Here is a 26589-nt window from a genome sequence, read left to right on the forward strand (position 1 = left end):
GGCGGCGCGGTGAGCGGCGACGTCGCGGACCGCGCCACCGAGGGCTTCCGGCAGCGGTACGACGCCGAGCCGGCCGGCCGCTGGGCGGCTCCCGGTCGGGTCAACCTGATCGGCGAGCACACCGACTACAACGACGGCTTCGTGCTGCCCTTCGCGCTCCCCCTGCGTACCGTCGTCGCCGCGGCGCCCGGCCCGGACGGCCGCTGGACGGTCTGGTCGGAGCTGGACGACGAGCCAGTCGAGTTCGGGGCCGCGGAGGCCGACGAACCCGGCCGGGTCGACGGCTGGGCCGCCTACGTGGCCGGCGTGGTGTGGGCGCTGCGCGCCGCCGGCCTCGACGTCCCCGGCGCGCGGCTCGCGATCGCCTCCGACGTCCCGGTCGGCTCCGGACTCTCCTCGTCGGCCGCCATCGAGTCGGCGGTGCTGGCCGCGCTGGTCGACCTCGGCGGGCTCGACCTGCCCACCGACCGGTGGCCCCGGCTCGCCCAGCGCGCAGAGAACGACTACGTCGGCGCACCGACCGGGATCATGGACCAGTCCGCCGTCGTCCGGTGCCGGGAGGGGCATGCGCTCTTCCTCGACTGCCGCAGCGAGGAGGTCGAACAGATCCCGTTCGACCTGGACGCCGCCGGGCTGGCCGTGCTGGTCGTCGACTCCCGCGCGCCGCACCGGCACGCCGACGGCGAGTACGCCGCCCGGCGCCGGAGCTGCGAACGGGCCGCCGCGACGCTCGGCGTGGCCGCCCTGCGCGACGTGCCCACCGCCGACCTCGACGCGGCGCTGGCCCGCCTCGACGACGACGAGACCCGCCGCCGGGTCCGGCACGTGGTCACCGAGAACCAACGGGTGCTCGACACCGTCGCGTTGCTCCGCGCCGACCGGGCCCGCGACATCGGTCCGCTGCTGACCGCCTCGCACGCCTCGATGCGCGACGACTTCGAGATCACCGTGCCGGAGGTCGACACCGCGGTCGAGGCGGCGCTGGCCGCCGGGGCGTACGGCGCCCGGATGACCGGCGGCGGCTTCGGCGGCTGCGTGCTCGCCCTGGTCGACGCCTCCGCCGCCGAGACGGTTGCGGCCGCGGTGGCCGCCGCGTACGCCGAGCGCGGCTTCGCCGCCCCCGGCACCCTCACGGTCCTCCCCGCCGCCGGCGTTGCCCGGCTGTAAGGAGGGGCCCCTTCTTAACGCCTGGCGTCAAGAAGGGGCCCCCTCTCACACAACAGCGTCAGCTCAGCTGGCCTCGACGATCATGCCGGCACCCACCGTGCGGTTGGTGGACTCGTCGATGATGACGAAGCCGCCCGTGGTGCGGTTGCGGCGGTACTCGTCGGCGAGCAGCGGGACGGTGGTCCGCAGCCGGACCCGGCCGATTTCGTTGAGCTTCAGCTCGCCGGCCGACTCGTCCCGGTGCAACGAGTTGATGTCCAGCCGGTAGTGCAGCTCGCGCACTATCGCCCGCGCCGACCGGGTGGTGTGCTTGATCGCGTACTTGCCGCCCACCTGGAGCGGCCGGCTCTCGTCCATCCAGCAGACCATCGCCTCGATGTCCTGCGCGACCATCGGCGCGTTGTTCGGGCGGCAGATCAAGTCGCCCCGCGAGATGTCGATCTCGTCGGTCAACCGGACCGTCACCGACATCGGCGGGAACGCCTCGTCCACCGGCCCGTCGGCGGTCTCCACCGCGGCGATCCGGCTGGTGAAGCCGGACGGCAGCACCATCACCTCGTCACCCGGCTTGAGCACGCCCGAGGCCACCTGACCCGCGTAGCCCCGGTAGTCGGTGACGGTCGTGGACTGCGGCCGGATCACGTACTGCACCGGGAAGCGGACGTCGACCAGGTTCCGGTCCGAGGCGATGTGCACCCGCTCCAGGTGGTGCAGCAGCGACGGGCCCTCGTACCACGGCATGTTCTCCGAGCGGGAGACGATGTTGTCGCCGCGCAGCGCGGAGACCGGCACCACGGTCAGGTCCGGCACGTCGAGCTTCGCCGCGAACGCGGTGAACTCGTCGGCGATCCGCTCGAAGACCTCCTGCGACCAGTCGACCAGGTCCATCTTGTTGACGCACAGGACCAGGTGCGGCACCCGCAGCAGCGAGCAGAGGAACGCGTGCCGGCGGGACTGCTCCACCAGGCCCTTGCGCGCGTCCACCAGGATCAGCGCCAGATCGGCAGTGGAGGCGCCGGTGACCATGTTCCGGGTGTACTGGATGTGCCCCGGGGTGTCGGCGATGATGAACTTGCGCCGCGGCGTGGCGAAGTAGCGGTACGCCACGTCGATGGTGATGCCCTGCTCCCGCTCGGCGCGCAGGCCGTCGGTGAGCAACGCCAGGTTGGTGTATTCGTCGCCGCGTGCCGCGCTGACCGCCTCGACGGCGGCGAGCTGGTCGCTGAAGAGCGACTTCGTGTCGTAGAGCAGCCGACCGATCAGCGTCGACTTGCCGTCGTCGACGCTGCCGGCGGTGGCGAACCGCAACAGGTCCATCGGCCGTACGCTGGTCTCGCCGTCGGCCGGCGCCAAGGTCTCGACACTCATCAGAAGTAGCCCTCCCGCTTGCGGTCCTCCATGGCGGCCTCGCTGACCCGGTCGTCACCGCGGGTCGCGCCGCGCTCGGTGATCCGCGTCGCGGCCACCTCCTCGATCACCTTCTCCACCGTGTCGGCGTCCGAGCGGACCGCCGCGGTGCACGAGGCGTCACCCACGGTCCGGTACCGCACCTGGGCCTTGACCGGCTGCTCGCCGGCGCGGGCCCGGAAGAACTCGTTCACCGCGTAGAGCATGCCGTCGCGCTCGATCACCTCGCGCTCGTGCGCGTAGTAGATCGACGGCAGCGGGATCCGCTCCCGTGCGATGTAGTGCCAGACGTCCAGCTCGGTCCAGTTGGACAGCGGGAACACCCGGATCGACTCGCCGGGGTGGTGCCGGCCGTTGTAGAGCGACCACAACTCCGGGCGCTGGTTCTTCGGATCCCACTGGCCGAACTCGTCGCGGAAGCTGAACACCCGCTCCTTGGCCCGGGCCTTCTCCTCGTCCCGCCGGGCACCGCCGAAGAGCGCGTCGAAACGGTGCTTCTCCACCGCGTCCAGCAGCACCGGCGTCTGGATCCGGTTACGCGTGCCGTCCGCCGCCTCGCGGACCATGCCCTTGTTCAGCGCCTCCGGGACGCTCGCCACGATGAGCTGCAGGCCCAGCTCGGCCACCCGCTGGTCGCGGTAGTCGAGCACCTCGGGGAAGTTGTGCCCGGTGTCCACATGCATCACCGGGAACGGGATGTTGGCCGGCGCGAACGCCTTCTGCGCCAACCGGAGCATCACGATCGAGTCCTTGCCGCCGGAGAAGAGCAGCACCGGCCGCTCCATCTCGGCGACGACCTCGCGCATCACGAAGATGCTCTCCGCCTCGAGCGCGTCGAGGTGCGACACCTGGTACGCGGCGGGGGCCGTCATGACACGAACTCGATTCGCTCGGATCCGCACATCGGATTCCAGACCTTTCCGGTCGGACTCGTGAAGAAGAACGCTCAGGTTACCCGGAGTGCCGCTGCAACGCCGCAAGCAACCGACTCGCGAGATCCTTGCGGCAGACCAACAGATCCGGTAGGCGCGGGTCGGCCTCGTTGTATTTCAGCGCAGAACCGTCGATCCGGGAAGCGTGCAGTCCGGTGGCCGTCGCCACAGCGACCGGAGCGGCCGAATCCCACTCGTACTGGCCGCCCGCGTGGATGTACGCGTCGACCTCACCGGTGACCACGGCGGCGATCTTCGCACCCGCCGAGCCCATCGGAACCAGATGAGCGCCGACGTCCGCCGCCAGATCGGTCAGGAAAACCGGCGGACGGCTGCGACTCGCCGCCAACCGGATGGTCCGCGCGCCACCCGCCGTCGCCGCCTCCACCCGCATCGGCGGATAGGCCGGCGGGTAGTCCGTGCCCAGCACCCGGTGCTGCGCCGGCAGGCCCACCGCGCCCGCCACCAGACCGTGCGGCGTGGGCGCGTGCCGCGACCAGAGCGCCACGTGCACCGCCCAGTCGCCGCGCCCCTCCTCGGCGTACTCCCGGGTGCCGTCCAGCGGATCGACGATCCACACCCGGTCCGTGGTCAGCCGGGGCATCGCCTCCCGGCTCACCTCCGCGGTCCAGGCCAGGCGCGAACCCTCGTCCTCCTCCGACAGGACCGCGTCCGCCGGACGCCACCGCGCCAGCTCGGTCCGGATCAGGTCGTGCGAGACCTTGTCCCCGGCCGACCGCAACGCCCCGGCGTCGGCGAAGCCCATCTCCGCGCGCAGGTCCGTCAACGCCTGCCCGGCCCGCGACGCCAGCCAGCGGGCGAACGCGCCGTCGATCATCGGAGGACTGCCCATCGTGTTACCGCTCCCGTCGCCCGCCTTCGCTCACGTCGAAGGCGCAGACTACCGGCCGCTGCCGGGTCCGCCGGTCACGCCCCGTGGTACAGGTTCTGCGTCGGCTCCACACCCTTGGTGACCACCGACTCCACCACGTCCGCCGCGCGGTCGACCAGGAACTCCAGCTCCTTGCGCTCCGCGGCGGAGAAATCCGAGAGTACGAAGTCAGCCGGGTCCTGCCGGCCCGGCGGGCGCCCCACACCGAACCGCACCCGCGCGTAGTCCTTCGTACCGAGCGACTTCGACATCGACCGCAGGCCGTTGTGCCCGCCCTCGCCACCGCCGAACTTCACCCGCACCTGCCCGTAGTCGATGTCCAGCTCGTCGTGCACCGCGATCACCCGAGCCGGCGGGATCTTGTGGAACTGGGCCAGCCCCGCCACCGGGCCACCGGAGAGGTTCATGTAGGTCAACGGCTTCAGCAGCACCAGCTTCGGGCCGCCGAACCCCAGCCGACCCTCGGCGACCTCGGCCACCGCGCGCCGATGCCGGCCGAACTTCGCGCCCACCCGCGCCGCCAGCAGGTCGGCCACCATGAACCCCACGTTGTGCCGGTTGTTCGCGTACTCCCGACCGGGGTTGCCCAGGCCGACCACCAGCCACGGCCCCGCCTCGTCCGTCACCTGAGACACCCTTTCCCGCTCGCTACCCCGACGACCCGCCCCGATACGCCGACAGGCGCCCCCGAACCCCGGGGACGCCTGTCGCACAGCCTGCGGACCGATCAGGCCTCGGTCTTCGCCTCGGCCGGAGCCTCGCCCTCGGCGGCCGGAGCGCCCTCCGGAGCCTCGGCGGTCTCCTCGCCGGCCTCGGCCTCGGCCTCCTCGGTGGCCTCCTCGACCTCGGGGAGGGTGGCCTCGAGCTGCTCGGCGGTCGGCGCGGCGGTCACCGAGGCGACAGCGGTCTCCTCGTCGGTGGCCAGCTCGACGCCGGACGGCAGCTCGACGTCACCGGCGGTGATCGTGGTGCCCGGCTCGGCACCCTCGATCGACGCCTCCAGGTGGTCCGGCACCTTGGTCGCGTCGGCGGTCACCGACAGCGTGTCGTGGTCGTGCACGATCAGGGTGTCCTTCGCGGCCTCACCGGTCAGCTGGACCGGGACCTCGACGGTGACCTTCTCGCCACGGCGGACCAGCAGCAGGTCCACGTGCTCGAAGCTGTCCTTGATCGGGTCACGCTGGATCGCCTTCGGCAGCGCCAGCACCTGGGTGCCGTCGCTGACCTCGATCGCGAAGAGCTGGTTCGCGCCGCCCTTACGGATCGCGGCGGCGAACTCCCGCGCCGGCAGCGCGATGTGCTTGGGCTTCTCGCCGTGGCCGTACAGCACGGCGGGCACCTTGCCGGCCCGGCGGGTACGACGGGCACCACCCTTGCCGAACTCGGTACGGGGCTCGGCGCTGATCTTTACCTCGGACACGGGGAAACTCCTGATGCTTCGCTGCGGCGGCTTGTCGTCTGGCGGTGCTGGGCGAGGGGCTCGCTGGGGCTCAAGGTCATGAACGACCGCCCGGAGCACCGCGTCGATGACGGCGCCTCCGTGCGGTGCTATTCAGCAGCCCGCCGGGCACCCTCGCCGTGGCAACCGCACCAGTCTACCCGAGCGATTTCCCGACTCTCCGGCAGTCCCCATATCACCGCCCCGGCCGGTCCGCAGGGCAACGGCCCGGCCGCCGGACGACGCCGGCGGCCGGGCCGGACGATCAGCTCAGGCCACCGAAGAGGGTGGTCACCGAACCGTCGTCGAAGACCTCGCGGATCGCCCGGGCCAGCAGCGGCGCGATCGACAGCACGGTCAGCTTGTCGAGCTGCTTCTCCGGCGGCAGCGGCAGCGTGTTCGTCACCACGACCTCGCTGATCGGGCTGTTCTTCAACCGCTCCGTCGCCGGGTCCGACAGCAACGCGTGGGTCGACGCGACGACGATCTCCGCCGCGCCCGACTCCTTCAGGATGTCGGCCGCCTTGCTGATCGTGCCACCGGTGTCGATCATGTCGTCGACGATCAGGCACACCCGGCCCTCGACCTCACCGACCACCCGGTTCGCCACCACCTGGTTCGGCTTCATCGGGTCCCGGGTCTTGTGGATGAACGCCAGCGGGCAACCGCCCAGCCGGTCCGTCCACCGCTCGGCCACCCGCACCCGGCCCGAGTCCGGCGCCACCACCGTCATCGGACGGCCGGCGTACTTGTGCTCGACGTACTCGGCCAGGATGTCCATCGCGAACAGGTGATCCACCGGGCCGTCGAAGAAGCCCTGGATCTGCGCGGTGTGCAGGTCGACGGTGAGGATGCGGTTGGCGCCCGCGGTCTTCAGCAGGTCGGCCACCAGCCGCGCCGAGATCGGCTCCCGCCCCCGGTGCTTCTTGTCCTGCCGGGAGTAGGGGTAGAACGGCAGCACCACGGTGATCCGCTTGGCCGAACCGCGCTTCAGCGCGTCCACCATGATCAGGGTCTCCATGACCCAGGTGTTCACCCCGTGCGTCACGGACTGCACCACGAAGGCGTCCGAACCACGCACCGAGTCCTTGAACCGTACGAAGATCTCACCGTTGGCGAAGTCGTAGGCGTCGGCGGGCGTCGGCGCGACGCCGAGCACCTCACCGATCTCCTTGGCCAGCTCCGGAAAACCCCTCCCGGAGAAGAGCATCAGGCTCTTGCGGTTCTCGGCGACGATGCTGCCCATGGGCCCGTCTGCTCCCGTGTGTCGGTGGTGCCCGGCGGAGGTGGGGCCGGGGACTGTTCGGTTGCAGTATCCCCCGGGTTCACCGGTCCACCCATGGCCCGGCCGCCCCCGTGGATTCAGTCACCTTCGCTTGCGGACCCGCCCGACTCCGACGCACCCTCGCCGGCCCGCCGCGCCGCCTCCGCGGCCGCCGTGCCGGCCCGCTTGCGCAGCACCCAGCCCTCCACGTTGCGCTGCTGACCCCGGGCCACCGCCATCGCGCCCGCCGGCACGTCCGCGATGATCACCGAACCGGCCGCGGTGTACGCGCCGTCGCCCACCCGCACCGGCGCCACGAACATGTTGTCCGCCCCGGTGCGCGCGTGACTGCCGATGGTGGTGTGGTGCTTGCGCACCCCGTCGTAGTTGACGAAGACCGAGGCCGCGCCGATGTTGCTGTGGTCGCCGATCGTCGCGTCCCCCACGTACGACAGGTGCGGCACCTTCGAGCCCTCACCGATCGACGCCTTCTTGGTCTCCACGAACGTGCCGACCTTCGCCTTGCGACCCAGCCGCGACTCCGGCCGCAGGTAGGCGTACGGGCCGACGCTGGCCTGCGGGCCCACCTCGGCGCCCACCGCGTGGCTGCGCACCACGCTCGCGCCCTCGCCCACCACGGTGTCCACGAGCGTGGTGTCCGGGCCGACCAGGGCGCCCGCGCCGACAGTCGTGACGCCCTGCAACTGGGTGTTCTGGTCGATCACCGCGTCCCGCTCCACGGTCACCGTCACGTCGATCCAGGTGGTGTGCGGGTCGAGGAGGCTCACCCCGGTGCGCATCCAGCGCTCGTTGACCCGGTCGCGCAACAGCCGGCGCAGCCCGGCCAGCTCCACCCGGTCGTTGCAGCCCAGCGTCTCCACGTGGTCGGCCGCGACGTGCACCGCAACCGGCTCGCCCGCGTCCCGGAGCAGGGCGAAGACGTCGGTCAGGTATTCCTCGCCCTGGTCGTTGTCGGTGGAGAGCTTGCTCAGCGCCTCCCGCAGCCGGGCCACGTCGAACGCGTAGATGCCGGCGTTGATCTCCCGCAGCGCGCGCTGCTGCGGCGTGGCGTCACGCTCCTCGACGATCTGCTCCAGCTGCCCCTGCACGTCCCGCACGATCCGGCCCAGGCCGGTCGGGTCCGGCACCTCGGCGGCCAGCACGGTCGCCGCGGCGGCGGCACCCTCGTGCGCCTCGACGAGAGCCGCGACCGTCTCCGGTCGCAGCAGCGGCACGTCGCCGTTGATCACCACGACCGTGCCGGTGGCGTCCGGCACGGCGTCGAGCGCGATGCGGACCGCGTGCCCGGTGCCGAGCTGGCGCTCCTGGAGGACCGACGTGGCCGCCGGGGCCACCTCGGCCAGGTGCGCCCGCACCTGGTCGGCGCCGTGGCCGACCACGACCACGGTGCGGTCCGCGCCCAACGGCTCGGCGGCGACCAGGACGTGACCGAGCAGGGTACGGCCGAGCAGTGGGTGCAGCACCTTGGGCAGGGACGACTTCATCCGCTTGCCCTCACCGGCGGCGAGCACGACAACGGTGCGGAGGTGGGGCTGGGACACGACGTGCTCCCGTCGGGACGGCGACAGTCTCGCGGTCATGCTAACCACGCGACTCGCCCCAATTCACATCCGGCCGCACAAACGCCGCTCGCCTGCGCGATTCAGCGAATGAGCTGGGGTGCCTGGATTCGAACCAGGAGCTCAAGGCTCCAAAGGCCTGCGGGTTGCCGTTACCCCACACCCCATTGCCGTGTCAAGACCTACGGGTCGCCCTCTTCGGCCTCTCCGTCCGCGATCCGGAACAGCTCGGAGATCATACCTTCGATCCGCCAGTAGAGCGCACGGCTGCGCGGCACAGTGATCACCAGGCAACCGTGATAGGTGTCGCCGGTGTTGCGCCGCACCGTTGTCGGGTTATGCCGCTTCAGCACGGTGCGGCCGAACCGCTCCAGGGGCAGCCGCAGCCGCCGCGCCCACCAGCGGACGGCGGCCTCGGCGTCGGCCGACTCGTGGATGCTCACCCGGTAGGTCGGCACCGCCCGATCCACGCCGCAGACTTCGAGGAGGCGCAGGAACAGCGCCAGCAGACCCGGGTCGGTGTTGACGAACTGCATCGTCACCGGCCGCCGCCACGGCTTGGACTTGGCCCCTTCGCACCAGTAGATCGCCGCGCCCAGCACCAACAGGTCCCGCTCACTGAGCTCGCCCACGACCCCTGCCGCCCGCGCCCGCTCGACGGCCTGCTCCGCGTCCCGTGACTCCCGGTACGCGCCCCACCGGGCGTCCGTCATCGCCTTCGAGTGCGCGCGCCGACGCTCGGCCGTCGCCGGGTCCGGGTCCAGCGGCAGGTGTCGCACCCACTGGTAGGCGGTCGACTTCGCGACCCCGAACTGCTCCGCGATCTGGTTCACCGACCGACCGTCCGCGCGCAGCCGTAGGGCTTCGGCGCGAGCCTCGTCACGAGCCCGCGGCCGGCGGGTCCAAGCCGGCGGGGGGATGCCACGCAGCAGGGCGTAGACCCTGTCCCGACCGATGCCGAGGCGAGCCCGGATCTCCGCGACGGAGAGCTGCTCCTCGACGCGCAGCCGCCGCGCCTCGGCGGCGAGTGGGTCAGCCATGAGCGCAACTTAGAACATGTGTACGACAACATCCGGACCAGTCGGCCCCCGCCCGCCGCGCCTGGCAGGATGGGGCGGGTGACCGATGTTCCCGGCAGCGACCGCGCTCGCCGGCGGGCCGTCCCGGCAGCCAAGCCCTCCCGGGTCCGGATGTCCGCGACGCAGCGACGCGAGCAGTTGATCTCGATCGCTCGGCAGATCTTCGCCGAGCGCGGGTTCGACGCCACCTCGATCGAGGAGATCGCGGCGCGGGCGAAGGTGTCCAAGCCGGTGGTCTACGAGCACTTCGGCGGCAAGGAGGGGCTCTACGCGGTGGTGGTGGACCGGGAGGTCCGCTCGTTGCTGGACCGGATCACCACGGCGTTGACCGCCGGTCACCCGCGGGAGCTGTTGGAGCAGGCCGCGCTGACGTTGCTGACCTACATCGAGGAGGAGACCAGCGGGTTCCGGGTGCTGGTCCGGGAGTCGCCGTTGATGTCGGCGACGGGCAACTTCAGCAGCGTGATGAACGACGTCGCGCACCAGGTGGAGCACATCCTGGGCGCGGAGTTCCACAGCCGGGGGTACGACCCGAAGCTTGCGGAGCTCTACTCGCAGGCGCTGGTGGGCATGGTGGCATTGACCGGGCGCTGGTGGCTGGAGGTCCGCAAGCCGCGCAAGGAGGCGGTGGCGGCGCACCTGGTGAACCTGGCCTGGAACGGCCTGTCCCACCTGGAGTCGAAGCCGGGCCCGATCAGCGGTTAGGGCCCTCGGCGACCGGGTGGTAGCGGCGCCGGCGCTCCTCCTCGGCGTGCTCGGGCGGCCCGACCTTGTCGTAGAGGCCGGTGGCGAGCAGGATCAGCCCGAACAGCATCGACACGATGACGGTGGACATCGAGAAGTTCAGGAAGTTCGCCGAGGTCTGCAGCACCGACATCATCAGGATGCCGGTGACCAGGAAGACCGCGCCGGCGGTGAGGTTCATGTAGTGCCCGAGGTTGTCGCGGCGGGACGCGCCGAGCATGAGGACCGCGCCGAAGGCCACCGAGACCAGTGAGAAGGCCAGGTTGGTGCGCAGCCCGAGGGCCCAGTTGCCGTCCCGGCCGAACAGCCCGTCACCCCAGGTCTGGAACACGCCGTAGACGCCGAAGACCAGGATGTAGAGGCCGATGAGCCCGGACAGCACCCGGTAGAGCGGTCGCGCGGGGTGGTTCACCGGGAAGTGCGCCATGGTGCCCTCCAGTCGCCTGACTGATTCGGGGCAATTGTCGCCTGAGTCGCCCGCCTCCGTCCCGGAAAACGCCGACGGCCCGGCGCGTCGCGCCGGGCCGTCGGGACGGAACGGATCAGAGCACCAGGCGGGCCTTCTGCCAGGCCTCGTGCTCGTCGTCGGTGCCGACCTTGCCGTACATGCCGACCACCAGGAGCACCAGCGACAGGGTGAGGACCACGACCACCGTCATGATCGAGAAGTTGAGCACGTTGGCGTCCGTCTGGAGGAACGCCAGCGCGGCCAGGCCGACGACCATCAGGGAGTAGGCCATCCACTGGTTGATCACCACGTCGAGGTTGCGGCCGATCACGGTGCCGGCCAGGATCACCACGCCGATCAGCACGGACAGGAGCGAGAAGCCCATGTTGGTGCCCTGCCCGAGGGCCTTGGTGTCGTCCTGGGCGAAGAAGTCGCTGCCGGCGCCGGCGATGAAGCCGAGCCCACCGAAGACGACGAAGTAAAGACCGACCAGCCCGCCGATCGCCCGGAAGATCGGCCGCGCGGGGTGGTTGACGGGGGTGTGGGCCATCTCTGCGTCTCCAAGACCGTTCGGATGAGGGTTCCACCGCCGATTGTCCCGTACGCCGGTCAGTGACGCCGCACACCCCCACTCCTCAGCCGCCGGGCAGTTCCTCGGCCAGCGCCAGCCACGTCTCCTCGGTGCGGTCCCGCTCGGCCCGCACCTCCTTGAGCTGGCCGTCCAGCTCGGCGACGCGGGCGTAGTCGGTGGCGTTGGCGGCGAGCTGCTCGTGCAGGCCCGCCTCCTTCTGCTCGAGCTTGGCGATCTGCCGCTCCAGCCGGTTGAGCTCCTTCTTCGCGGTGCGTACCTCGGCGGCGGACATGCCGTCGCGGGCCGCCGCAGCCGTGCCCGGGGTGAGGTCGGCGGGCGCCGGGCCACCGGCCGCGGCCGCGCGCGCCAGGTATTCCTCGACGCCGCCGGGCAGGTGCACCAGCCGGCCGTCGCCGAACATCCCGTACGCGACGTCGGTGACCCGCTCGATCAGGTAGCGGTCGTGGCTGGCCACCACGATGGTGCCGGGCCAGGAGTCGAGCAGGTCCTCCAGCGCGGCGAGGGTGTCGGTGTCCAGGTCGTTGGTGGGCTCGTCGAGCAGGAGCACGTTGGGTTCGCCGGCGAGCAGCCGCAGCATCTGCAGACGGCGGCGCTCGCCGCCGGAGAGGTCGCTCACCGGGGTCCAGAGCCGCCGGTCGTCGAAGCCGAAGATCTCGGCGAGCTGGGACGCGCTGATCTCCCGGTCGCCGAACTGCACCCGGCGGGCCACCTCCTCGACCGCCTCCAGGACGCGCAGGTGACCGGGGAGTTCGGCGAGTTCTTGGGAGAGGAACGCCGGCCGCACGGTCTGCCCGGCGGCGAAGCGCCCGCCGTCGGCGCCGGTCACGCCCGCGAGCAACCGCAGCAGGGTGGTCTTGCCGGCGCCGTTGCGACCCAGCACGGCGATCCGGTCGCCGGGCCCGACCTGCCAGGTGGTGTCGCGCAGGATCTCCTTCGGGCCGGCGTGCAGGGTGACGTGTTCCAGGTCGTACACCTGCTTGCCGAGCCGGGCGGTGGCCAGCCGTTGCAGCGACATGGTGTCGCGCGGTTCCGGCACGTCGGCGATGAGCGCGTTGGCCGCGTCGATGCGGAACTTGGGCTTGGACGTCCGCGCCGGCGGGCCCCGGCGCAGCCAGGCGATCTCCTTGCGGAGCAGGTTCTGCCGGCGGGCCTCGGTGGCGGCGGCGATGCGTTGCCGCTCGATGCGGGCCAGCGTCCAGGCGGCGAAGCCGCCCTCGTACGCCCGGACGGTCTGGTCGGCCACCTCCCAGGTGGTGGTGCAGACGGCGTCGAGGAACCACCGGTCGTGGGTGACCACGACGAGCGCGCCCTTGCGGGTGACCAGGTGCCGGGCCAGCCAGTCGACGCCGCCGACGTCGAGGTGGTTGGTGGGCTCGTCGAGGACCAGCAGGTCGGCGTCGCGGACCAGCAGCGCGGCGAGCGCGACCCGGCGGCGTTCCCCACCGGACATCGGGCCGACCGGGGTGTCGAGGCCGAGATGGGGCATGCCGAGGCCGGCGAGGATGGCCCGGACGCCGGCGTCGCCGGCCCACTCGTGCTCGGCGCCCATGCTCTGGTCGAGCCAGGCGGTGCCGAGCACCACGTCGCGCACGGTGAGGTCCGGCGCCAGGTCGAGGCGCTGCGGCAGCCAGGCCACGCGCAGGTCGCGACGGTGGGTCACCCGGCCGTCGTCGGGTTCCTCGGTGCGGGTGAGCATCCGCAGCAGCGTCGACTTGCCGGCGCCGTTGAGGCCGACCACGCCGACCCGGTCGGCGTCGTCGAGGCCGAGCGACACGTCGGTGAGCAGCGGCCCGGCGGCGCCGTACCCCTTGGACACCCGGTCCAGGTTGACGATGTTGGCCACGGACCCACCTTTCATGACTCAGGCGCCCCGGGGGCCGGGACGCCTGAGTCAAGGGTACGGGGCGTCAGACGATGCGGGCGCCGTGCACCGGGCCGTGCGCGACCCGGGCCTCCCGGCACACCCCGGCGGCGGTCAGCTCGTCGGCGATCCGCCCGGCGTCGGCGGCGTCGGCGGCGAGGAACACGCAGGTGGGCCCGGAGCCGGAGACGAGGCCGGCCAGCGCGCCGGCGGCCTCGCCGGCCTTGAGCGTGCCGGCGAGCGCCGGGCGCATGGTCAGCGCGGCGTCCTGGAGGTCGTTGCCGAGCGTGGCGGCGAGCACCCTCGGGTCCCGCTGGCGCAGCGCGCCGAGCAGCGCGTCGGTGCTGCCCAACGGCGTGCCGGCGGCCCCGGCCTCGCGCAGCCGGTCCAGCTCGCGGTAGGCGGCCGGGGTGGAGAGGCCGCCGTCGGCGATGGCCACCACCCAGTGCCAGGAGGTGGGGCGGGCCAGCACCGGGCTGACCGCCTCACCCCGGCCGGTGCCGAGCGCGGTGCCGCCGTGGATCAGGAACGGCACGTCGGAGCCGAGGTCGGCGGCGATGCCGGCCAGTTCGTCGCGGGACAGGCCGGTGCCCCAGAGCGCGTCGCAGGCGACCAGCGCGGCCGCCGCGTCGGCGCTGCCGCCGGCCAGCCCGCCGGCGAGCGGGATGTGCTTGCGCAGGTGCAGCCGGGCGTGCGGGGCGACACCGGCGTAGCCGGCGAGGGCGTGCGCGGCGCGCAGCACCAGGTTGGTGTCGTCGAGGGCCAGTTCGCCGGCGCCCTCGCCCTCCATGGTGAGGGTGAGGGTGTCGCCACGGCGTGCGGTCAGCTCGTCGTAGATGGAGATCGCGTGGTAGACGGTGTTCAGCTCGTGGTAGCCGTCCCGGCGCAGCGGCCCCACCCCGAGGTGCAGGTTGACCTTGGCGGGCACGCGCACCTTCACCGGGCCGCTGGCCCCGCGCCGCTGCCCGTCCTCGTCCTCCGGTCGCCAGGCCTCGGTCACCGGGGGAACTCCCGTGGACGCAGGCGGATGTCGAACGGCTTCTGCACGGTCAGCTCCTCGGCGGGGTCGGGCAACGGCGCCAGCCTACTGGGCGGCGGCGGAGCCGTCCGGGGCCGACGCGGCGATGGCGGCGAACTGCTCGACGGTGAGTGACTCGCCGCGTGCGCCCGGGTCCACGCCGGCGGCGGTGAGCGCGGCGGCGGCCTGGTCCGCGCCGCCGGCCCAGCCGGCCAGGGCGGCGCGCAGCGTCTTGCGACGCTGGGCGAACGCGGCGTCGACGACCGCGAACACGGCCCGCCGGGGTACGTCGGGGCGGGGCGGCTCGCGGCGGGTGAACGCGACGAGCCCGGAGTCGACGTTGGGTACCGGCCAGAACACGTTCGGTGGGACCTTGCCGGCGGACCGGGAGCGGGCGTACCAGGCGAGTTTGACCGAGGGGATGCCGTACACCTTGGAGCCGGGACCGGCGACGAGCCGGTCGGCGACCTCCTTCTGCACCATCACCAGGCCGTGTCGCAGGGTGGGCAGCTCGGCGAGCAGGTGCAGCACCACCGGCACGGCGACGTTGTAGGGCAGGTTCGCCACCAGCGCGGTGGGCGCCGGGTCGGCCAGGTCGGCGGCGGTGACCCGCAGCGCGTCGGCGGGGTGGACGGTGAGCCGGGCGGCGTCCGGCCCGGCGAACCGGCCGGCGGTCTCCGGCAGCGCGGCGGCGAGCGCCGGGTCGAGTTCCACGGCGTGCACGTGCGCGGCGACCGGCAGCAGGGCCAGGGTGAGCGAGCCGAGGCCGGGGCCGACCTCCAGCGCCACGTCGTCCGGGGCGAGGCCGGCGGCGGTGACGATCCGTCGCACGGTGTTCGGGTCGTGCACGAAGTTCTGGCCGAGCTTCTTGGTCGGCGTGACGCCGAGCCGCGCGGCGAGTTCCCGGATCTCCGCCGGGCCGAGGAGTCCGGTCACGCCCCGTAGCGTAAGCGCCCAGCTGTTGGGGTTAGGAGGGGCCCCTTCTTATCGCCTGGCGTTAAGAAGGGGCCCCTCCTTTCACCACGGGCCGAAGGCGCGCTCGCTGTTGGTGCTGATGGCGGCGCACAGCGACTCCAGGTCGGCGCCGGTGGTCTCGGCGAGGAAGCGGACGGTCAGCGGGATCAGGTACGACGCGTTCGGCCGTCCCCGGTACGGCATCGGCGTCAGGTAGGGCGCGTCGGTCTCCACCAGCATCTGCTCCGGCGGGGTGACGGCGGCGGCCTCGCGCAGTGCGGCCGCGCTGCCGAAGGTGACCGTGCCGGCGAAGCTCAGCAGGAAGCCGCGCCGGACGCACTCGCGGGCGAAGTCGGCGTCGCCGGAGAAGCAGTGCATCACCACGGTGTCCGGCGCGCCCTCGTCGTCGAGGATCCGCAACACGTCGGCGTGGGCGTCGCGGTCGTGGATGACCAGCGCCTTGCCGTACCGCTTGGCGACGGCGACGTGGGCCCGGAAGCTCTCCTCCTGCGCGGCCCGCCCCTCGGCGCCGGTACGGAAGAAGTCCATGCCGGTCTCGCCGACGCCGCGGACCCGGTCCCGCCCGGCGAGCGCCTCGATCTCGCGCAGCGCCTCGTCCAGGTCCGCCAGCCGGGGCGCCTCGTTGGGGTGCAGCGCCACGGTGGCCAGCACCGCCGGGTGCCGGTCGGCGACGTCGGCGCCCCAGCGGGACGACTCCACGTCCACGCCGACCTGGACGAGCCGGTCCACGCCGACAGCGGCGGCGACGGTGATCGCGGCGGCCACCGGGTCGCCGTCGCCGGTGCCGCCCGGTGGCGTGCCGTACTCGCCGACGGTGATGTCGAGGTGGGTGTGGCTGTCCGCCACGGGCGCCGGCAGCGGCTCCGGCGGAGGGGGGAACTCGCCGGCCCGGCGGGCGGCGCGCTGCTTGCGGGTCTCGGTCTGCTCGGTCATCGCGGCCAGCATCACACACCGGCCGGCGACCCCGTTCCCGGACCGCCATCGTCCGTTCACACGCCCCACATCTGGCCGGCTTAGCGTCCCGGGGTGACCGTCACTGACCAGGCCGGCGGGGCCGCCTCCGAGCGGACCGGGTTGCGCGTGACGTACGACGGCCGGGTGCACCCGGCCGAGGAGATCGCCCGGGGCGCGGCCTACGAGCTGTTCAGCGCCGACGAGGTGCCCGGCTTCGAGTGGTGCCCCCGACCCGACGGCGGTCACCCGTGGCGGAGGTTCGTGCACGCGACCGAGGTGGAGGCGGTGCACGGGGCGGCGGAGCCGAGCGACGAGGCGGATGCGCCGCTGCTGATGCCGGTGCACCGGGCGCGCGGCTGGGCGTACGTGCACCAGCTCAGCCAGCGGCCGGCGGCGGCGGACGATCCGACGTTGGCCGCGGTGCGGGCGTCGGCGGTGATCCGGCCGGGCACCCGGATGATGAAGGTGCTCTCCGCCCGGCAGCTCGCCGGTTACGTGCGGGGTTGGCTGCCGCACGGCTTCTGCTACCGGGAGCACGACGTGGCGCACCTGCGCACGCCGGCCGGGATGGCGGTGCTGCGGGGCGACCCGGAGGGCGGCGACGTGGCGTACGCGTTGCGCTGGCGGGCCGCCGATCCGGCCGACTACGACGTGCCGGTCGGCCCGGCGCACCGCGGGCTGACCGTCCTGCCGCCCCGGGACCGGCTCGGGCCGCCGGTGTTGGGCACCGGTTTCGTGCCGAGCGACGCGCAGCTCGTCCCGGAGTTCGTCACCCGGGACTTCGCCGACCTGCCGATGCCGGCGAACGCCACCCTGCTCGCCTACCCGGCCGACGGGGTGGAGGTGGTGCTCTACACCTATCAGGCGGAGCAGCGCGGCTGGTTGCGGCTGGCCGGCCCGCAGTGGCGGCACCTGCTGGCGGCGGTGCCGGGGCTGGCGGCCGACCAGGAGTACGTGCCGACCGGCGACGCGCCGCGCTCCACCCGGCTCGTCGGCGCGTACGCCGGGGTGGAGTACGAGGCGGTGGCCGACCAGCCGGGCGGGTTCCGGGTGCTGGCGATGACCCGGGCGGCCCGCTATCCGGTGGAGGCGGCGGCCCGCCGGCTGCGGACGGCGGCCTGGCGCGGGGTGCCCTGCCTGGTGCTGCGGGAGGAGGCGGGCTGGCTGCGGTTGCGGCTTCGTCGCCCGGATCCGGACGCGGTGGCCCGGACCGGGGCGCAGTGTCACGAACGCGGCGTCTACGAGGTCTGGGCGCCGGGCGTCGAGCTGACCGACGACCGGGTGGTGGACGTGCCCTATCCGCGGCCGAACGAATAGACGGCGGCGGGTCGGGAAGGCGTGGGCGTCCGAGACCCACGCGTAGGGGGAATCCCGACATGCCTTTCGTCACCGTCGGTACGGAGAATTCCGCACCCATCGACCTGTACTACGAGGATCACGGCTCCGGTCAGCCGATCGTGCTGATCCACGGTTTCCCGTTCAACGGGGCCACCTGGGAGAAGATGAGCGGTCCGCTGCTCGCCGCCGGGTACCGGGTGATCACGTACGACCGGCGCGGGTTCGGCAGTTCCGCGCAGCCGGCGTCGGGTTACGACTACGACACGTTCGCCGCCGACCTCGACGTGCTGATGACCGAGCTGGACCTGCGTAACGCGATCCTGGTCGGGCACTCGATGGGCACCGGTGAGGTCACCCGCTACCTGGGGGCGTACGGGTCGGACCGGGTGGAGCGCGCGGTCATGATGGCCCCGTTGGCGCCGTACCTGCTGAAGGCCCCGGACGACCCGGAGGGCGTCGACAAGAGCATGTTCGAGGGGTTCCAGAAGGCGATCATCCAGGACCGGTTCGCCTATCTGACCCAGTTCTGCGACGCGTTCTTCAACGCGAGCGAGAACCGGGGGAAGCTGGTCAGCGACGAGGCCTACCACGCGCACTGGCAGATCGGCGCGCAGGCGTCGGCGAAGGGCACCCACGACTCGGTGGACGCCTGGCAGACCGACTTCCGCGGGGACCTGCCGAACATCGACGTGCCGGTGTTGATCATCCAGGGCGACAAGGACAACGTGCTGCCGTTCCCGGTGACGGGTCAGCGGCTGGTGAACATGCTGTCCGACGCCAAGCTGGTCACGCTGAAGGGCGCGCCGCACGGCACGCCGTGGACGCACCCGACCGAGGTCAACAACGCGATCATGGAGTTCATCGGCAAGCCGAGCATGGCCCGGGCCTGACCCGGAACGACGGACGGCCCCGGGGGTTCCCCGGGGCCGTCCGCGCGTCGGTGGTCACCCGGCGAGGCGGGCCAGTTCCTCGTCGACGATGGACGGGTCCAGCTTGCGGAACACCGGCTTGGGCGCCGCGAGCGGCCGGCCCGCCTCCAGGGGTACGGACTCCCAGCGCGCGCCGACCGTGTAGTCACCGGTCAGCACCGGGTAGGACGGGCCGCCGTCGAGGTCGTCGACCTCCTCGATCACCGGCATCGGCGCGTGCGTGCCGGTGCCGCCGAGCAGCTCGTGGATCTGCTGCGCGGAGTGCGGCAGGAACGGGGTGAGCAGCGTGTTGGCGTCGCTGACCACCTGGAGGGCGACGTGCAGGATCGTGCCCATCCGCGGCTTGTCGTCGTCGCCCTTGAGCTTCCACGGCGCCTGCTCGGACAGGTACTTGTTGGCCTCGGCGACCACCTTCATGGCCTCGCCGATGGCCTGCTTCTGCCGGTGCCGGGCGATCAGGTCGCCGACCGTGGCGAAGCCGGCGCGGGCCACCGCGAGCAGCGCCTCGTCGGCCTCGGTCAGCCCGGCCGGGTCGACCGGCGGGATGGCGCCGAAGTTCTTCGCCGCCATCGAGACGGACCGGTTGACCAGGTTGCCCCAGCCGGCGACCAGCTCGTCGTTGTTGCGGCGGAGGAACTCGGCCCAGGTGAAGTCGGTGTCGTTGCTCTCCGGGCCGGCGACGGCGATGAAGTAGCGCAGCGCGTCGGCGTCGTAGCGTTCGAGGAAGTCGCGGACGTAGATGACCACCTTGCGGGAGGAGGAGAACTTCCGCCCCTCCATGGTCAGGTATTCGCTGGAGACCACCTCGGTGGGCAGGTTGAGCCGGCCCAGTTCGCCGGGCTCGCCGTCGTGGGTGCCCGCGCCGGAGTAGCCGCCGAGCAGCGCCGGCCAGATCACCGAGTGGAAGACGATGTTGTCCTTGCCCATGAAGTAGTAGCCGAGCGCGTCCTTCCCCTCGCCGTCCGCCGACCACCACTTCCGCCACGCCTCGGGGTCACCGGTGCGGCGGGCCCACTCGATGGACGCGGACAGGTAGCCGATCACCGCGTCGAACCAGACGTAGATCCGCTTGTCGGACCGGTCCTGCCAGCCCTCCAGCGGGATCGGCACGCCCCACTCCAGGTCGCGGGTGATGGCCCGGGGCTGGAGGTCGTCGAGCAGGTTGCGGGAGAACCGGAGCACGTTGGGGCGCCAGCCCTCCCGGGTGTCCAGCCACTGCCGCAGCGCGTCGGCCAGGGCGGGCAGGTCGAGGAAGAAGTGCTCGGTCTCCACGAACTCCGGCGTCTCGCCGTTGATCTTCGACTTGGGGTCGATCAGGTCGATCGGGTCGAGTTGGTTGCCGCAGTTGTCGCACTGGTCGCCGCGCGCGCTGTCGTAGCCGCAGATCGGGCAGGTGCCCTCGATGTAGCGGTCGGGCAGGGTGCGGCCGGTGGACGGGGAGATCGCGCCGGTGGTGACCTTCGGGACGATGTAGCCGTTGCGGTGCAGCCCGGTGAACAGCTCCTGCACCACCGCGTAGTGGTTGCGGGTGGTGGTGCGGGTGAACAGGTCGTACGACAGGCCCAGCGCCCGCAGGTCCTCGGCGATCACCCGGTTGTAGCGGTCGGCCAGCTCGCGCGGGCTGACCCCCTCGGCGTCGGCCTGCACCTGGATCGGGGTGCCGTGCTCGTCGGTGCCGGAGACCATGAGCACGTCGTGACCGGCCATCCGCATGTACCGGGCGAAGACGTCGGAGGGAACGCCGAATCCGGATACGTGGCCGATGTGGCGCGGGCCGTTGGCGTAGGGCCAGGCGACCGCGGCGAGAACGTGACTCATGAGCGTCAAGACTAGTGATTGCCGTGGGCGCCCCGCGAACCAATAGGGCGGGTGCCGCCGCCGTACGCCCGATTTGTCGCCGACACGCGGCCTGAGCTGCCCGACGAGCACGGCGTGCCGGTGTCCAATGAACGTCGTGACCAGCAGACCAGCGGCACCCGAGCCGTCCGCGGCCGACCGGGCCGCGCGGACCGTGCCCGGCGCTCCGGTCGCCCCGCAGCCCCGGCTGGACCCGGCCGACCCGCCGGTGGAGGTGGAGCCGACCACCGGAGCGCCGCGCGACGCGGTCCCCCGCCGGGTGCCGGTGCGGCAGCCGCGCTGGCACCGGCGGTCCGCCCGGGCCGGCGACGAGGTGGACGGCTGGGCGCCGATCGAGGAGGTGCACTGGGACGGCACGCCGCTGCGCGACGAGCCACGCCCCCGCGCCGTCGACGCCCCGGCCCGGCGCCCGACCCGACCGGTCCGCCCGCCGGACCCGCCCGCCGGGCTGGCCGTGCTGCTGGCCCTGAGCCTGCTCGCCGCGTTCTTCGCCTGGGTGAGCGCGGGCCCGTTCTGGCTCGCGGTGGGGCACTCCACCGGCGGCACCGTGATGATCACCGGGTGCGCCGGGGGTGGGCTCGCCCAGCGCTGCCGGGGGATCTTCCAGGCCGACCATGACCGCTTCCAGGCCCAGGGGGTACGGGTCAGCGGCGTGCCGGCGGGGCGGACCGCCACCGGCAGCACGCTGCCGGCCCGGATGACCGGCCCGGACGGGTCCACCGCCTACGCGGACCGGGGCGTCGGGCGGCACCTGCGCTGGCTGCTCGGGCTCGCCCTGATGGCGGGCTGCGCGGCGGGGATCGCCCGGTGGACCGGCGCGACCCGGCTGACGGACCAGCGGCACCGGCGCTGGGCGGTGGGCCTGGCGCTGGCCGGTCCGCTGCTCATCACGGTCGGCTTCCTCGCCGCCGCCTGGTGAGGTGCAAGGCGGGGCCCCCTTTTAACACCTCGCGGTGAGAGGGGGCCCCTTCTCTACCGGAGGCGTTAAGAGGGGGCCCTTCCTTACACACCCACTCAGCGGTGGACGACCGCGTAGACCTCGCGGCGGCGCAGCCCGTACGCGGTCGCGACCTCGGTGATCGCGTCCCGCCGGGACATCCCGGACGCCTCGCGCTCGTCGACCGCGGCGCGCAGCGTGTCGTCGTCCGGCCGGGCGGCCGGTTGCGGTGACGCGCCGGCCACGACCAGCGTGATCTCGCCGCGCACCTCGTTCTCGGCGGCCCACGCGGCCAGCTCGCCCAGCGGGCGGCGGACCACCTCCTCGTAGGTCTTGGTCAGCTCCCGGCAGAGCGCGGCGGGCCGGTCCGGGCCGAACGCCTCGGCCAGGTCGGCCAGGGCGCCGCCGATGCGGTGCGTCGCCTCGAACAGCACCAGCGTGCGCTCCTCGCCGGCGAGCGCGCGCAGGCGGGAGCGGCGGGCGCCGGGGGTACGGGGCAGGAAGCCCTCGAAGCAGAACCGGTCGCAGGGCAGCCCGCTCAGCGCCAGGGCGGTGGTGACCGCGCTCGGCCCGGGTGCCGCGGTGACCGGGACGCCGGCCTCCAGCGCGGCCCGGACCAGGCGGTAGCCGGGGTCGGAGACGCTCGGCATGCCGCCGTCGGTGACCAGGGCGACCGTGTAGCCGGCGGTGAGCACGTCGGCCAGTTCCGGCGTACGCCGCTCCTCGTTGCCCTCGAAGTAGGAGACGATCCGGCCCGCGACGGTGACGTCGAGGTCGCGGGCGAGCCGGGTGAGCCGGCGGGTGTCCTCGGCGGCGACCACGTCGGCGGCGGCGAGCACCTCACGGAACCGGGCGGACGCGTCGGCCGGGTTGCCCAGCGGCGCACCGAGCAGCACCAACCGCCCTACCTCGGACATTTCCCCCACGGCGTGCGCTCCCTCATCGATGGTCGTACCAATTTCGGGGACGACGGACGCCACCGGGCACCCTCGCAGCCTACGATCGCCGGGTGACGAGTGCGTCGACAGCACAGGAGCCCTCCACCACCGACCGGGCCGCCGGCTCCCCGGGCGACGACGGGGGCGGGGGCGGTGGGCTGCCGGCCGCGGTCCGGCGGCGACTCGCCACCGTCGACGACCACCTCGGCCGGGGGCAGGCGTGGCTGGCCACCGCCGTGGTGGTGGCGATCGCCGCGATCCTGCGCTTCGTCGGGCTCAGTCACCCGTCCGGCAAGATCTTCGACGAGACCTACTACGCCAAGGACGCCTACGGGCTGATCGACCGCGGCGTCGAGTGGAACTACAAGGACAACGGCCCGTCCTACGTGGTCCACCCGCCGCTGGGCAAGTGGTTGATCGGGATCGGCGAGTGGGCCTTCGGCTACCAGGACGCCGAGACCAACGTGTCGGTGCCCGGGCACCTGATGACCACCGCGCCGGAGTTCGGCTGGCGCTTCGGCGCGGCGGTGTGCGGCACGCTGTCGGTGCTGCTGCTGGTGCGCATCGGCCGGCGGATGTTCCACTCCACCACGCTCGGCTGCGCGGCCGGCCTGCTGCTCGCGCTGGACGGCTTCCACCTGGTGCTGTCCCGCACGGCGATCCTCGACATCTTCCTGCTGCTGTTCGTGCTGGCCGCGTTCGGCGCGCTGGTGCTCGACCGGGACGCCCGCCGGCGGCGCTGGGCCCGGGCGTTGGCGGACGGGCTCGACCCGACGACGCCGGGGCGCGCCGGCCGGCCGCCGTCGGGCTGGCGGAACTGGCCGTGGTGGCGGCTGGCCGCCGGGGTCCTGCTCGGGTGTGCCTGCTCGGTGAAGTGGAGCGGGGTCTACTTCGTGCCGGCGTTCGCGCTGCTGGTGCTGCTCTGGGAGGTCGGCGTCCGCCGCTCGTCCGGCGTCCGCCGGCCGTGGCGCGACGCCGTGCTCGACGAGTTGCCCTGGCTGCTCGCGGCCGGCGTGCTCATGGTGGTCACCTACGTGGCCACCTGGTCGGGCTGGTTGCTCAGCGACGAGGGCTACTACCGCCTGGCCAGCCGCTACCCGAACGTTCCGGGGCTGAGCGACACGCCGTTCATCGGCCCGCTGATCAACCTGTGGGAATACCACAAGGCCGCGTACGGCTTCCACACCCAGCTCGACGACCCGCACAAATACCAGTCCTGGCCGTGGCAGTGGCTGCTGCTGGGCCGGCCGGTCGCGTTCTCCTATTCCGGCGACGGCAGCTGCGGCGCGTCGAGCTGCGCCTCCGAGGTGCTGCTGCTGGGCACGCCGCTGCTGTGGTGGTCGTTCCTGCCGGCGCTGGCCGCGACGGCCTGGCTGGGCCTGGCCCGGCGGGACTGGCGCGCCGGGGCGATCCTGCTGAGTGCCGCCGCCGGCCTGCTGCCCTGGTTCTGGTTCGCCCTCGACGGCCGGACGATGTTCTCCTTCTACGCCGCGCCGGCGGTGCCGTTCCTGGTGCTCGCGGTGGTCTACGTGCTCGGTGCGATCGTGACGCCCGCGCCGGTCGCCCCGGGGGCCGCGCCGCCGACCGCCGAGCAGGTCAACGACCGTCGCCTGGTCGGCGGCATCATCGCCGGCGCCTATGTGCTGCTGGTCGCGCTCTGCTTCGGCTACTTCTATCCGATCTTCGTGGGGAAGATCCTGCCGTACGCGGACTGGTCCGCTCGGATGTGGCTGGACGGCCGCTGGATCTGAGCGGGGCGAGCGCACGACGGCCCGGTGGGAGGTTCCCGCCGGGCCGTAATTCGGTTGCGATCACCGCGTTGGGACGCATGGACGAACCGAGCCACGAAAAAGCACGCCCCGATCGCCTGCCACGGGGGAAGCGGGCGATTGGGGCGTGCAAGACAGAGCTTAACCACAGCGCGCCAGCCGCACAACGGGTGCAGCCGAGTCAGATTTCCGACCGACGCGCCACCCCCCGAAAGGTTTACATCGGGCATCTAACGGTGGGTCATCCGTCCGGAACATACCGAGTTCGACAGCATCGCCGCCGGACCGCCACCGGCCCGGCCCGACCGGACCCGACCCGGATGATCTTCCAAAGTGGATCTCACTACACTTCGCCCGGTGATCAACAAGAGACGATCGGCGGCCGTCCTGTTCGGACTGCTGGCGGCGACCGCGCTGATCGGTCCGAGCCCTGCCGGGGCCGACGACGAGACCACCGAACCCGCCGCCGAACCACCCAAGGTCGAACTGGTTCTCGACGTCAGCGGCTCGATGCGGGCCCGCGACATCGACGGGCGCAGCCGGATCTCCGTCGCGCAGCAGGCGTTCAACGAGGTGGTCGACGGGCTCCCGGACGAGACACAGCTCGGCATCCGCGTGCTCGGCGCGACCTACCGGGGCAAGGACAAGAAGCAGGGCTGCCGGGACACCCAGCAGATCGTGCCGGTCGGGCCGGTCGACCGGGCCCAGGCCAAGGCCGCCGTCGCCGGCCTGCGCCCCACCGGGTTCACCCCGGTCGGGCTGGCGCTGCGGTCCGCCGCGCAGGACCTGGGCACCGGCAGCACCGCCCGCCGGATCGTGCTGATCACCGACGGTGAGGACACCTGCGCCCCGCCCGACCCGTGCGAGGTGGCCCGCGAACTCGCCGCCCAGGGCACCCGGCTGGTGGTCGACACGCTCGGCCTCGCCCCGGACGAGAAGGTACGCCGGCAGTTGCTCTGCATCGCCGGTGCCACCGGCGGCACCTACACCGCGGCGCAGAGCGCCGAGGAGCTGACCGGCCGGATCAAGCAGCTTGTCGACCGGGCCCGCGACACGTACACGGCCGCCCCGGCGGTGGTCGGCGGCACGGCGGCCTGCGACGGCGCCCCGCTGCTCGCACCAGGCGTCTACACCGACCGGGAGACCTTCTCCGAGCACCGCTGGTACCGGGTTCCGGTGCGCCCGGGCCAGGAGCTGCGCGCGTCGGTGAGCGTCGCGCTGGACCGGCCGGTCAACCCCGATTACGGGGTGCTGCTGCGCGCCACCGCGCCGGACGGGCGGGAACTGGTCCGCGGCGTCGACGCCGGCAGCGGGCGTACCGACGTGGTGTCGGCCGGCCTGCGCTGGTCGGCCGCCGAGGAGGAGGAAACGGTCACCCCCGAACCGACCCCCAGCGGTACGCGGGCCGCCCGGACCGTCTGCCTGGTGGTCAGCAACTCGTTCGCGGCCCGCCCGGGCACCCGGGCCGAGCCGGGCATGCCGGTGGAGCTGACCGTGGACGTGGTCGCCGCCTCCCCCGCGCCGGACGGGCCGGACCTCGGCCGCGGCTGGGCCCTGCTGCTCCTGCTCACCCTGGCCGGCCTCCTCACCGGGCTGGTCGCCGGGCTGCTCACCCGCTGGTGGGTCGCCACCTGGAGGGAGAACTGAGGATGCGTACCCTGATCCGCTTCGTGGCGGCGACGGCCGCCACCGGCCTCGCCCTCGCCCCGACCGCGGCCCTCGCCGCGCCGAGCCCGTCACCGGGCGCGACCACCGTGGCCAAGGCCGGCACCTCGTTCCTCACCGCCACCACCATCGACGCCGGCCAGCCGGTACGGGTGGGCGCCTCGACCGGCGACCACCTCTACTGGTCGTTCCGCGCCGACGCCGGGCAGGTGCACGAGATCGGCGTCACGGTCACCTTCGGAAAGCCGCGCTCCGGCGCATCCACCTGGACCGTCGACGTCTTCGACGGGCTGCGCCGCCGGCAGGCCTGCACGGCCGGCGCGCAGACACCGACCGCGGAGCCGGCCGCCACCAGCGTGACGCTCGGTTGCACGCTGCGCCGGGTGCGGCCGTGGGCCGAGCCGTGGTCGGGCGACCCGCTACCGGGCGCCTACTACGTCCGGCTCTCCGTCACCGACCTGCCCGAGCCCGACCTGGGCGCGCCGATCGACGTGGACCTGGTGGTCGGCGCCGCCGACTCCGGCGGCGCGTCCGGCGACGACGGTGAGCTGGCGGCGCCGCTGGTGCCGAACACGCGGGCCGGGACGGTGCTGGCCGCCGAGCCGACGCCCGAACCGGTCGTCGAGGAGGAGACCGACCTGACCGGCTGGTTGCCCGAGGCCGGTTCGCGCTGGGTCTGGACCACCGTGGGCGGCGTGCTCGCCGCCGTGGCCGGCGTCGCCGGCTTCGCCCTCACCCGGCGGCCCCGCCGCCGCTGAAGCCGCGACCGGTGGCCGCCGTGAACCCGACGCGGCGGCCACCGGAA

The 26589-nt window shown here is 72.8% G+C and carries 23 protein-coding genes, 1 tRNA gene and 1 pseudogene; 8 read left to right on the forward strand and 17 right to left on the reverse strand.

All coding sequences use genetic code 11. The features are described 5' to 3' along the window. The first annotated feature begins 9 nt into the window (after positions 1-9). Positions 10-1167 (forward strand): galactokinase, encoded by a 1158-nt coding sequence (gene galK / locus O7598_RS25975; RefSeq protein WP_269693867.1) that lies wholly within the window; start codon positions 10-12, stop codon positions 1165-1167. Positions 1168-1230: 63 nt separating this feature from the next. Here the strand turns inward: galK and cysN are convergent, their stop codons facing one another. The 9 genes and pseudogenes from cysN to O7598_RS26020 form a co-directional block, all read right to left on the reverse strand. Then, the gene (gene cysN / locus O7598_RS25980; protein ID WP_269693868.1) at positions 1231-2535 is read right to left on the reverse strand and encodes a sulfate adenylyltransferase subunit CysN; all 1305 of its coding nucleotides are present in this window, start codon (positions 2533-2535) and stop codon (positions 1231-1233) included. After that, positions 2535-3446 (reverse strand): sulfate adenylyltransferase subunit CysD, encoded by a 912-nt coding sequence (gene cysD, locus O7598_RS25985; RefSeq protein ID WP_091061121.1) that lies wholly within the window; start codon positions 3444-3446, stop codon positions 2535-2537. Before cysD ends, cysN begins: the two co-directional genes overlap by 1 nt. 79 nt (positions 3447-3525) lie before the next feature. After that, a complete protein-coding gene (locus tag O7598_RS25990) occupies positions 3526-4359 on the reverse strand; it encodes an inositol monophosphatase family protein (RefSeq protein WP_269693869.1) in 834 nt (277 codons plus the stop codon). A 74-nt stretch (positions 4360-4433) separates the two neighbouring features. After that, positions 4434-5024 carry an aminoacyl-tRNA hydrolase gene (gene pth, locus O7598_RS25995; RefSeq protein ID WP_269693870.1) on the reverse strand — a complete coding sequence of 197 codons (591 nt, stop codon included), beginning with the start codon at positions 5022-5024 and terminating at the stop codon, positions 4434-4436. Between the two features lie 101 nt (positions 5025-5125). Next, a complete protein-coding gene (locus O7598_RS26000) occupies positions 5126-5818 on the reverse strand; it encodes a 50S ribosomal protein L25/general stress protein Ctc (protein ID WP_269693871.1) in 693 nt (230 codons plus the stop codon). 283 nt (positions 5819-6101) lie between these two features. Then, positions 6102-7082, reverse strand: a complete 981-nt coding sequence (locus O7598_RS26005; protein WP_269693872.1) for a ribose-phosphate diphosphokinase — start codon at positions 7080-7082, stop codon at positions 6102-6104. A gap of 56 nt (positions 7083-7138) precedes the next feature. Then, positions 7139-8701, reverse strand: a pseudogene (gene glmU / locus O7598_RS26010) (bifunctional UDP-N-acetylglucosamine diphosphorylase/glucosamine-1-phosphate N-acetyltransferase GlmU); the annotation flags it as partial. A gap of 74 nt (positions 8702-8775) precedes the next feature. Continuing rightward, positions 8776-8847, reverse strand: a tRNA-Gln gene (locus O7598_RS26015). Positions 8848-8862: 15 nt separating this feature from the next. Further along, positions 8863-9720, reverse strand: coding sequence for a helix-turn-helix domain-containing protein (locus tag O7598_RS26020; protein ID WP_269693873.1), 858 nt, complete (start codon positions 9718-9720; stop codon positions 8863-8865). Positions 9721-9798: 78 nt separating this feature from the next. On the opposite strand from O7598_RS26020, the gene O7598_RS26025 reads away from it, so the two are divergent. Further along, positions 9799-10464: a TetR/AcrR family transcriptional regulator gene (locus O7598_RS26025; RefSeq protein WP_269693874.1), complete on the forward strand. Its 666-nt coding sequence runs from the start codon at positions 9799-9801 to the stop codon at positions 10462-10464. On the opposite strand, the gene O7598_RS26030 is transcribed toward O7598_RS26025, so the two are convergent. The 6 genes from O7598_RS26030 to O7598_RS26055 all read right to left on the reverse strand — a co-directional run bounded on the left by O7598_RS26030 (position 10454) and on the right by O7598_RS26055 (position 16342). Next, positions 10454-10930: a DUF4383 domain-containing protein gene (locus O7598_RS26030; protein ID WP_269693875.1), complete on the reverse strand. Its 477-nt coding sequence runs from the start codon at positions 10928-10930 to the stop codon at positions 10454-10456. The two genes, O7598_RS26025 and O7598_RS26030, sit on opposite strands and share 11 nt — an antisense overlap. Before the next feature lie 115 nt (positions 10931-11045). Further along, positions 11046-11501, reverse strand: coding sequence for a DUF4383 domain-containing protein (locus tag O7598_RS26035; protein ID WP_269693876.1), 456 nt, complete (start codon positions 11499-11501; stop codon positions 11046-11048). An 85-nt stretch (positions 11502-11586) separates the two neighbouring features. After that, entirely contained in the window at positions 11587-13386 is a 1800-nt protein-coding gene (locus O7598_RS26040) for an ABC-F family ATP-binding cassette domain-containing protein (RefSeq protein WP_269693877.1), read from the reverse strand. Positions 13387-13450: 64 nt separating this feature from the next. Further along, the gene (locus O7598_RS26045; RefSeq protein ID WP_269693878.1) at positions 13451-14404 is read right to left on the reverse strand and encodes a 4-(cytidine 5'-diphospho)-2-C-methyl-D-erythritol kinase; all 954 of its coding nucleotides are present in this window, start codon (positions 14402-14404) and stop codon (positions 13451-13453) included. 84 nt (positions 14405-14488) lie between these two features. Further along, positions 14489-15358 (reverse strand): 16S rRNA (adenine(1518)-N(6)/adenine(1519)-N(6))-dimethyltransferase RsmA, encoded by an 870-nt coding sequence (gene rsmA, locus O7598_RS26050; protein ID WP_269693879.1) that lies wholly within the window; start codon positions 15356-15358, stop codon positions 14489-14491. Positions 15359-15439: 81 nt separating this feature from the next. Continuing rightward, positions 15440-16342: a TatD family hydrolase gene (locus O7598_RS26055; protein WP_269694984.1), complete on the reverse strand. Its 903-nt coding sequence runs from the start codon at positions 16340-16342 to the stop codon at positions 15440-15442. 81 nt (positions 16343-16423) lie between these two features. On the opposite strand from O7598_RS26055, the gene O7598_RS26060 reads away from it, so the two are divergent. Together O7598_RS26060 and O7598_RS26065 are read left to right on the forward strand one after the other, a co-directional pair. Further along, positions 16424-17668, forward strand: a complete 1245-nt coding sequence (locus O7598_RS26060; protein ID WP_269693880.1) for a hypothetical protein — start codon at positions 16424-16426, stop codon at positions 17666-17668. 59 nt (positions 17669-17727) lie between these two features. After that, a complete protein-coding gene (locus O7598_RS26065; protein WP_269693881.1) occupies positions 17728-18579 on the forward strand; it encodes an alpha/beta fold hydrolase in 852 nt (283 codons plus the stop codon). Between the two features lie 54 nt (positions 18580-18633). Here O7598_RS26065 and metG read toward each other — a convergent pair whose 3' ends face one another. After that, on the reverse strand, positions 18634-20436 hold the full coding sequence (gene metG, locus O7598_RS26070) for a methionine--tRNA ligase (protein ID WP_269693882.1): 1803 nt from the start codon (positions 20434-20436) through the stop codon (positions 18634-18636). Between the two features lie 127 nt (positions 20437-20563). On the opposite strand from metG, the gene O7598_RS26075 reads away from it, so the two are divergent. Beyond that, complete coding sequence (locus tag O7598_RS26075; RefSeq protein WP_269693883.1) at positions 20564-21394, forward strand: hypothetical protein; 831 nt, start codon at positions 20564-20566, stop codon at positions 21392-21394. A gap of 95 nt (positions 21395-21489) precedes the next feature. On the opposite strand, the gene rsmI is transcribed toward O7598_RS26075, so the two are convergent. Then, positions 21490-22329 (reverse strand): 16S rRNA (cytidine(1402)-2'-O)-methyltransferase, encoded by an 840-nt coding sequence (gene rsmI, locus O7598_RS26080; protein WP_442929895.1) that lies wholly within the window; start codon positions 22327-22329, stop codon positions 21490-21492. Between the two features lie 92 nt (positions 22330-22421). On the opposite strand from rsmI, the gene O7598_RS26085 reads away from it, so the two are divergent. The 3 genes from O7598_RS26085 (at position 22422) to O7598_RS26095 (ending at position 26542) form a co-directional block, all read left to right on the forward strand. Further along, the gene (locus O7598_RS26085; protein WP_269693885.1) at positions 22422-24101 is read left to right on the forward strand and encodes a dolichyl-phosphate-mannose--protein mannosyltransferase; all 1680 of its coding nucleotides are present in this window, start codon (positions 22422-22424) and stop codon (positions 24099-24101) included. A gap of 375 nt (positions 24102-24476) precedes the next feature. Next, complete coding sequence (locus O7598_RS26090) at positions 24477-25766, forward strand: VWA domain-containing protein (RefSeq protein ID WP_269693886.1); 1290 nt, start codon at positions 24477-24479, stop codon at positions 25764-25766. A 2-nt stretch (positions 25767-25768) separates the two neighbouring features. Next, positions 25769-26542, forward strand: a complete 774-nt coding sequence (locus tag O7598_RS26095) for a peptidase (RefSeq protein ID WP_269693887.1) — start codon at positions 25769-25771, stop codon at positions 26540-26542. The last annotated feature ends 47 nt before the right edge of the window (positions 26543-26589 follow it).

Source organism: Micromonospora sp. WMMC241 (genome assembly GCF_027460165.1).
Classification (GTDB): domain Bacteria; phylum Actinomycetota; class Actinomycetes; order Mycobacteriales; family Micromonosporaceae; genus Micromonospora; species Micromonospora humi.

Excerpts from the sequence above, each read along its gene's own strand:
- cysN (WP_269693868.1), bottom strand. The coding sequence starts at position 2,535 with ATGAGTGTCGAGACCTTGGCGCCGGCCGACGGCGAGACCAGCGTACGG.
- cysD (WP_091061121.1), bottom strand. The coding sequence starts at position 3,446 with ATGACGGCCCCCGCCGCGTACCAGGTGTCGCACCTCGACGCGCTCGAG.
- O7598_RS25990 (WP_269693869.1), bottom strand. The coding sequence starts at position 4,359 with ATGGGCAGTCCTCCGATGATCGACGGCGCGTTCGCCCGCTGGCTGGCG.
- O7598_RS26005 (WP_269693872.1), bottom strand. The coding sequence starts at position 7,082 with ATGGGCAGCATCGTCGCCGAGAACCGCAAGAGCCTGATGCTCTTCTCC.
- O7598_RS26020 (WP_269693873.1), bottom strand. The coding sequence starts at position 9,720 with ATGGCTGACCCACTCGCCGCCGAGGCGCGGCGGCTGCGCGTCGAGGAG.
- O7598_RS26030 (WP_269693875.1), bottom strand. The coding sequence starts at position 10,930 with ATGGCGCACTTCCCGGTGAACCACCCCGCGCGACCGCTCTACCGGGTG.
- O7598_RS26035 (WP_269693876.1), bottom strand. The coding sequence starts at position 11,501 with ATGGCCCACACCCCCGTCAACCACCCCGCGCGGCCGATCTTCCGGGCG.
- O7598_RS26055 (WP_269694984.1), bottom strand. The coding sequence starts at position 16,342 with ATGCTGGCCGCGATGACCGAGCAGACCGAGACCCGCAAGCAGCGCGCC.
- O7598_RS26065 (WP_269693881.1), top strand. The coding sequence starts at position 17,728 with ATGCCTTTCGTCACCGTCGGTACGGAGAATTCCGCACCCATCGACCTG.
- metG (WP_269693882.1), bottom strand. The coding sequence starts at position 20,436 with ATGAGTCACGTTCTCGCCGCGGTCGCCTGGCCCTACGCCAACGGCCCG.
- O7598_RS26075 (WP_269693883.1), top strand. The coding sequence starts at position 20,564 with ATGAACGTCGTGACCAGCAGACCAGCGGCACCCGAGCCGTCCGCGGCC.
- rsmI (WP_442929895.1), bottom strand. The coding sequence starts at position 22,329 with ATGTCCGAGGTAGGGCGGTTGGTGCTGCTCGGTGCGCCGCTGGGCAAC.
- O7598_RS26095 (WP_269693887.1), top strand. The coding sequence starts at position 25,769 with ATGCGTACCCTGATCCGCTTCGTGGCGGCGACGGCCGCCACCGGCCTC.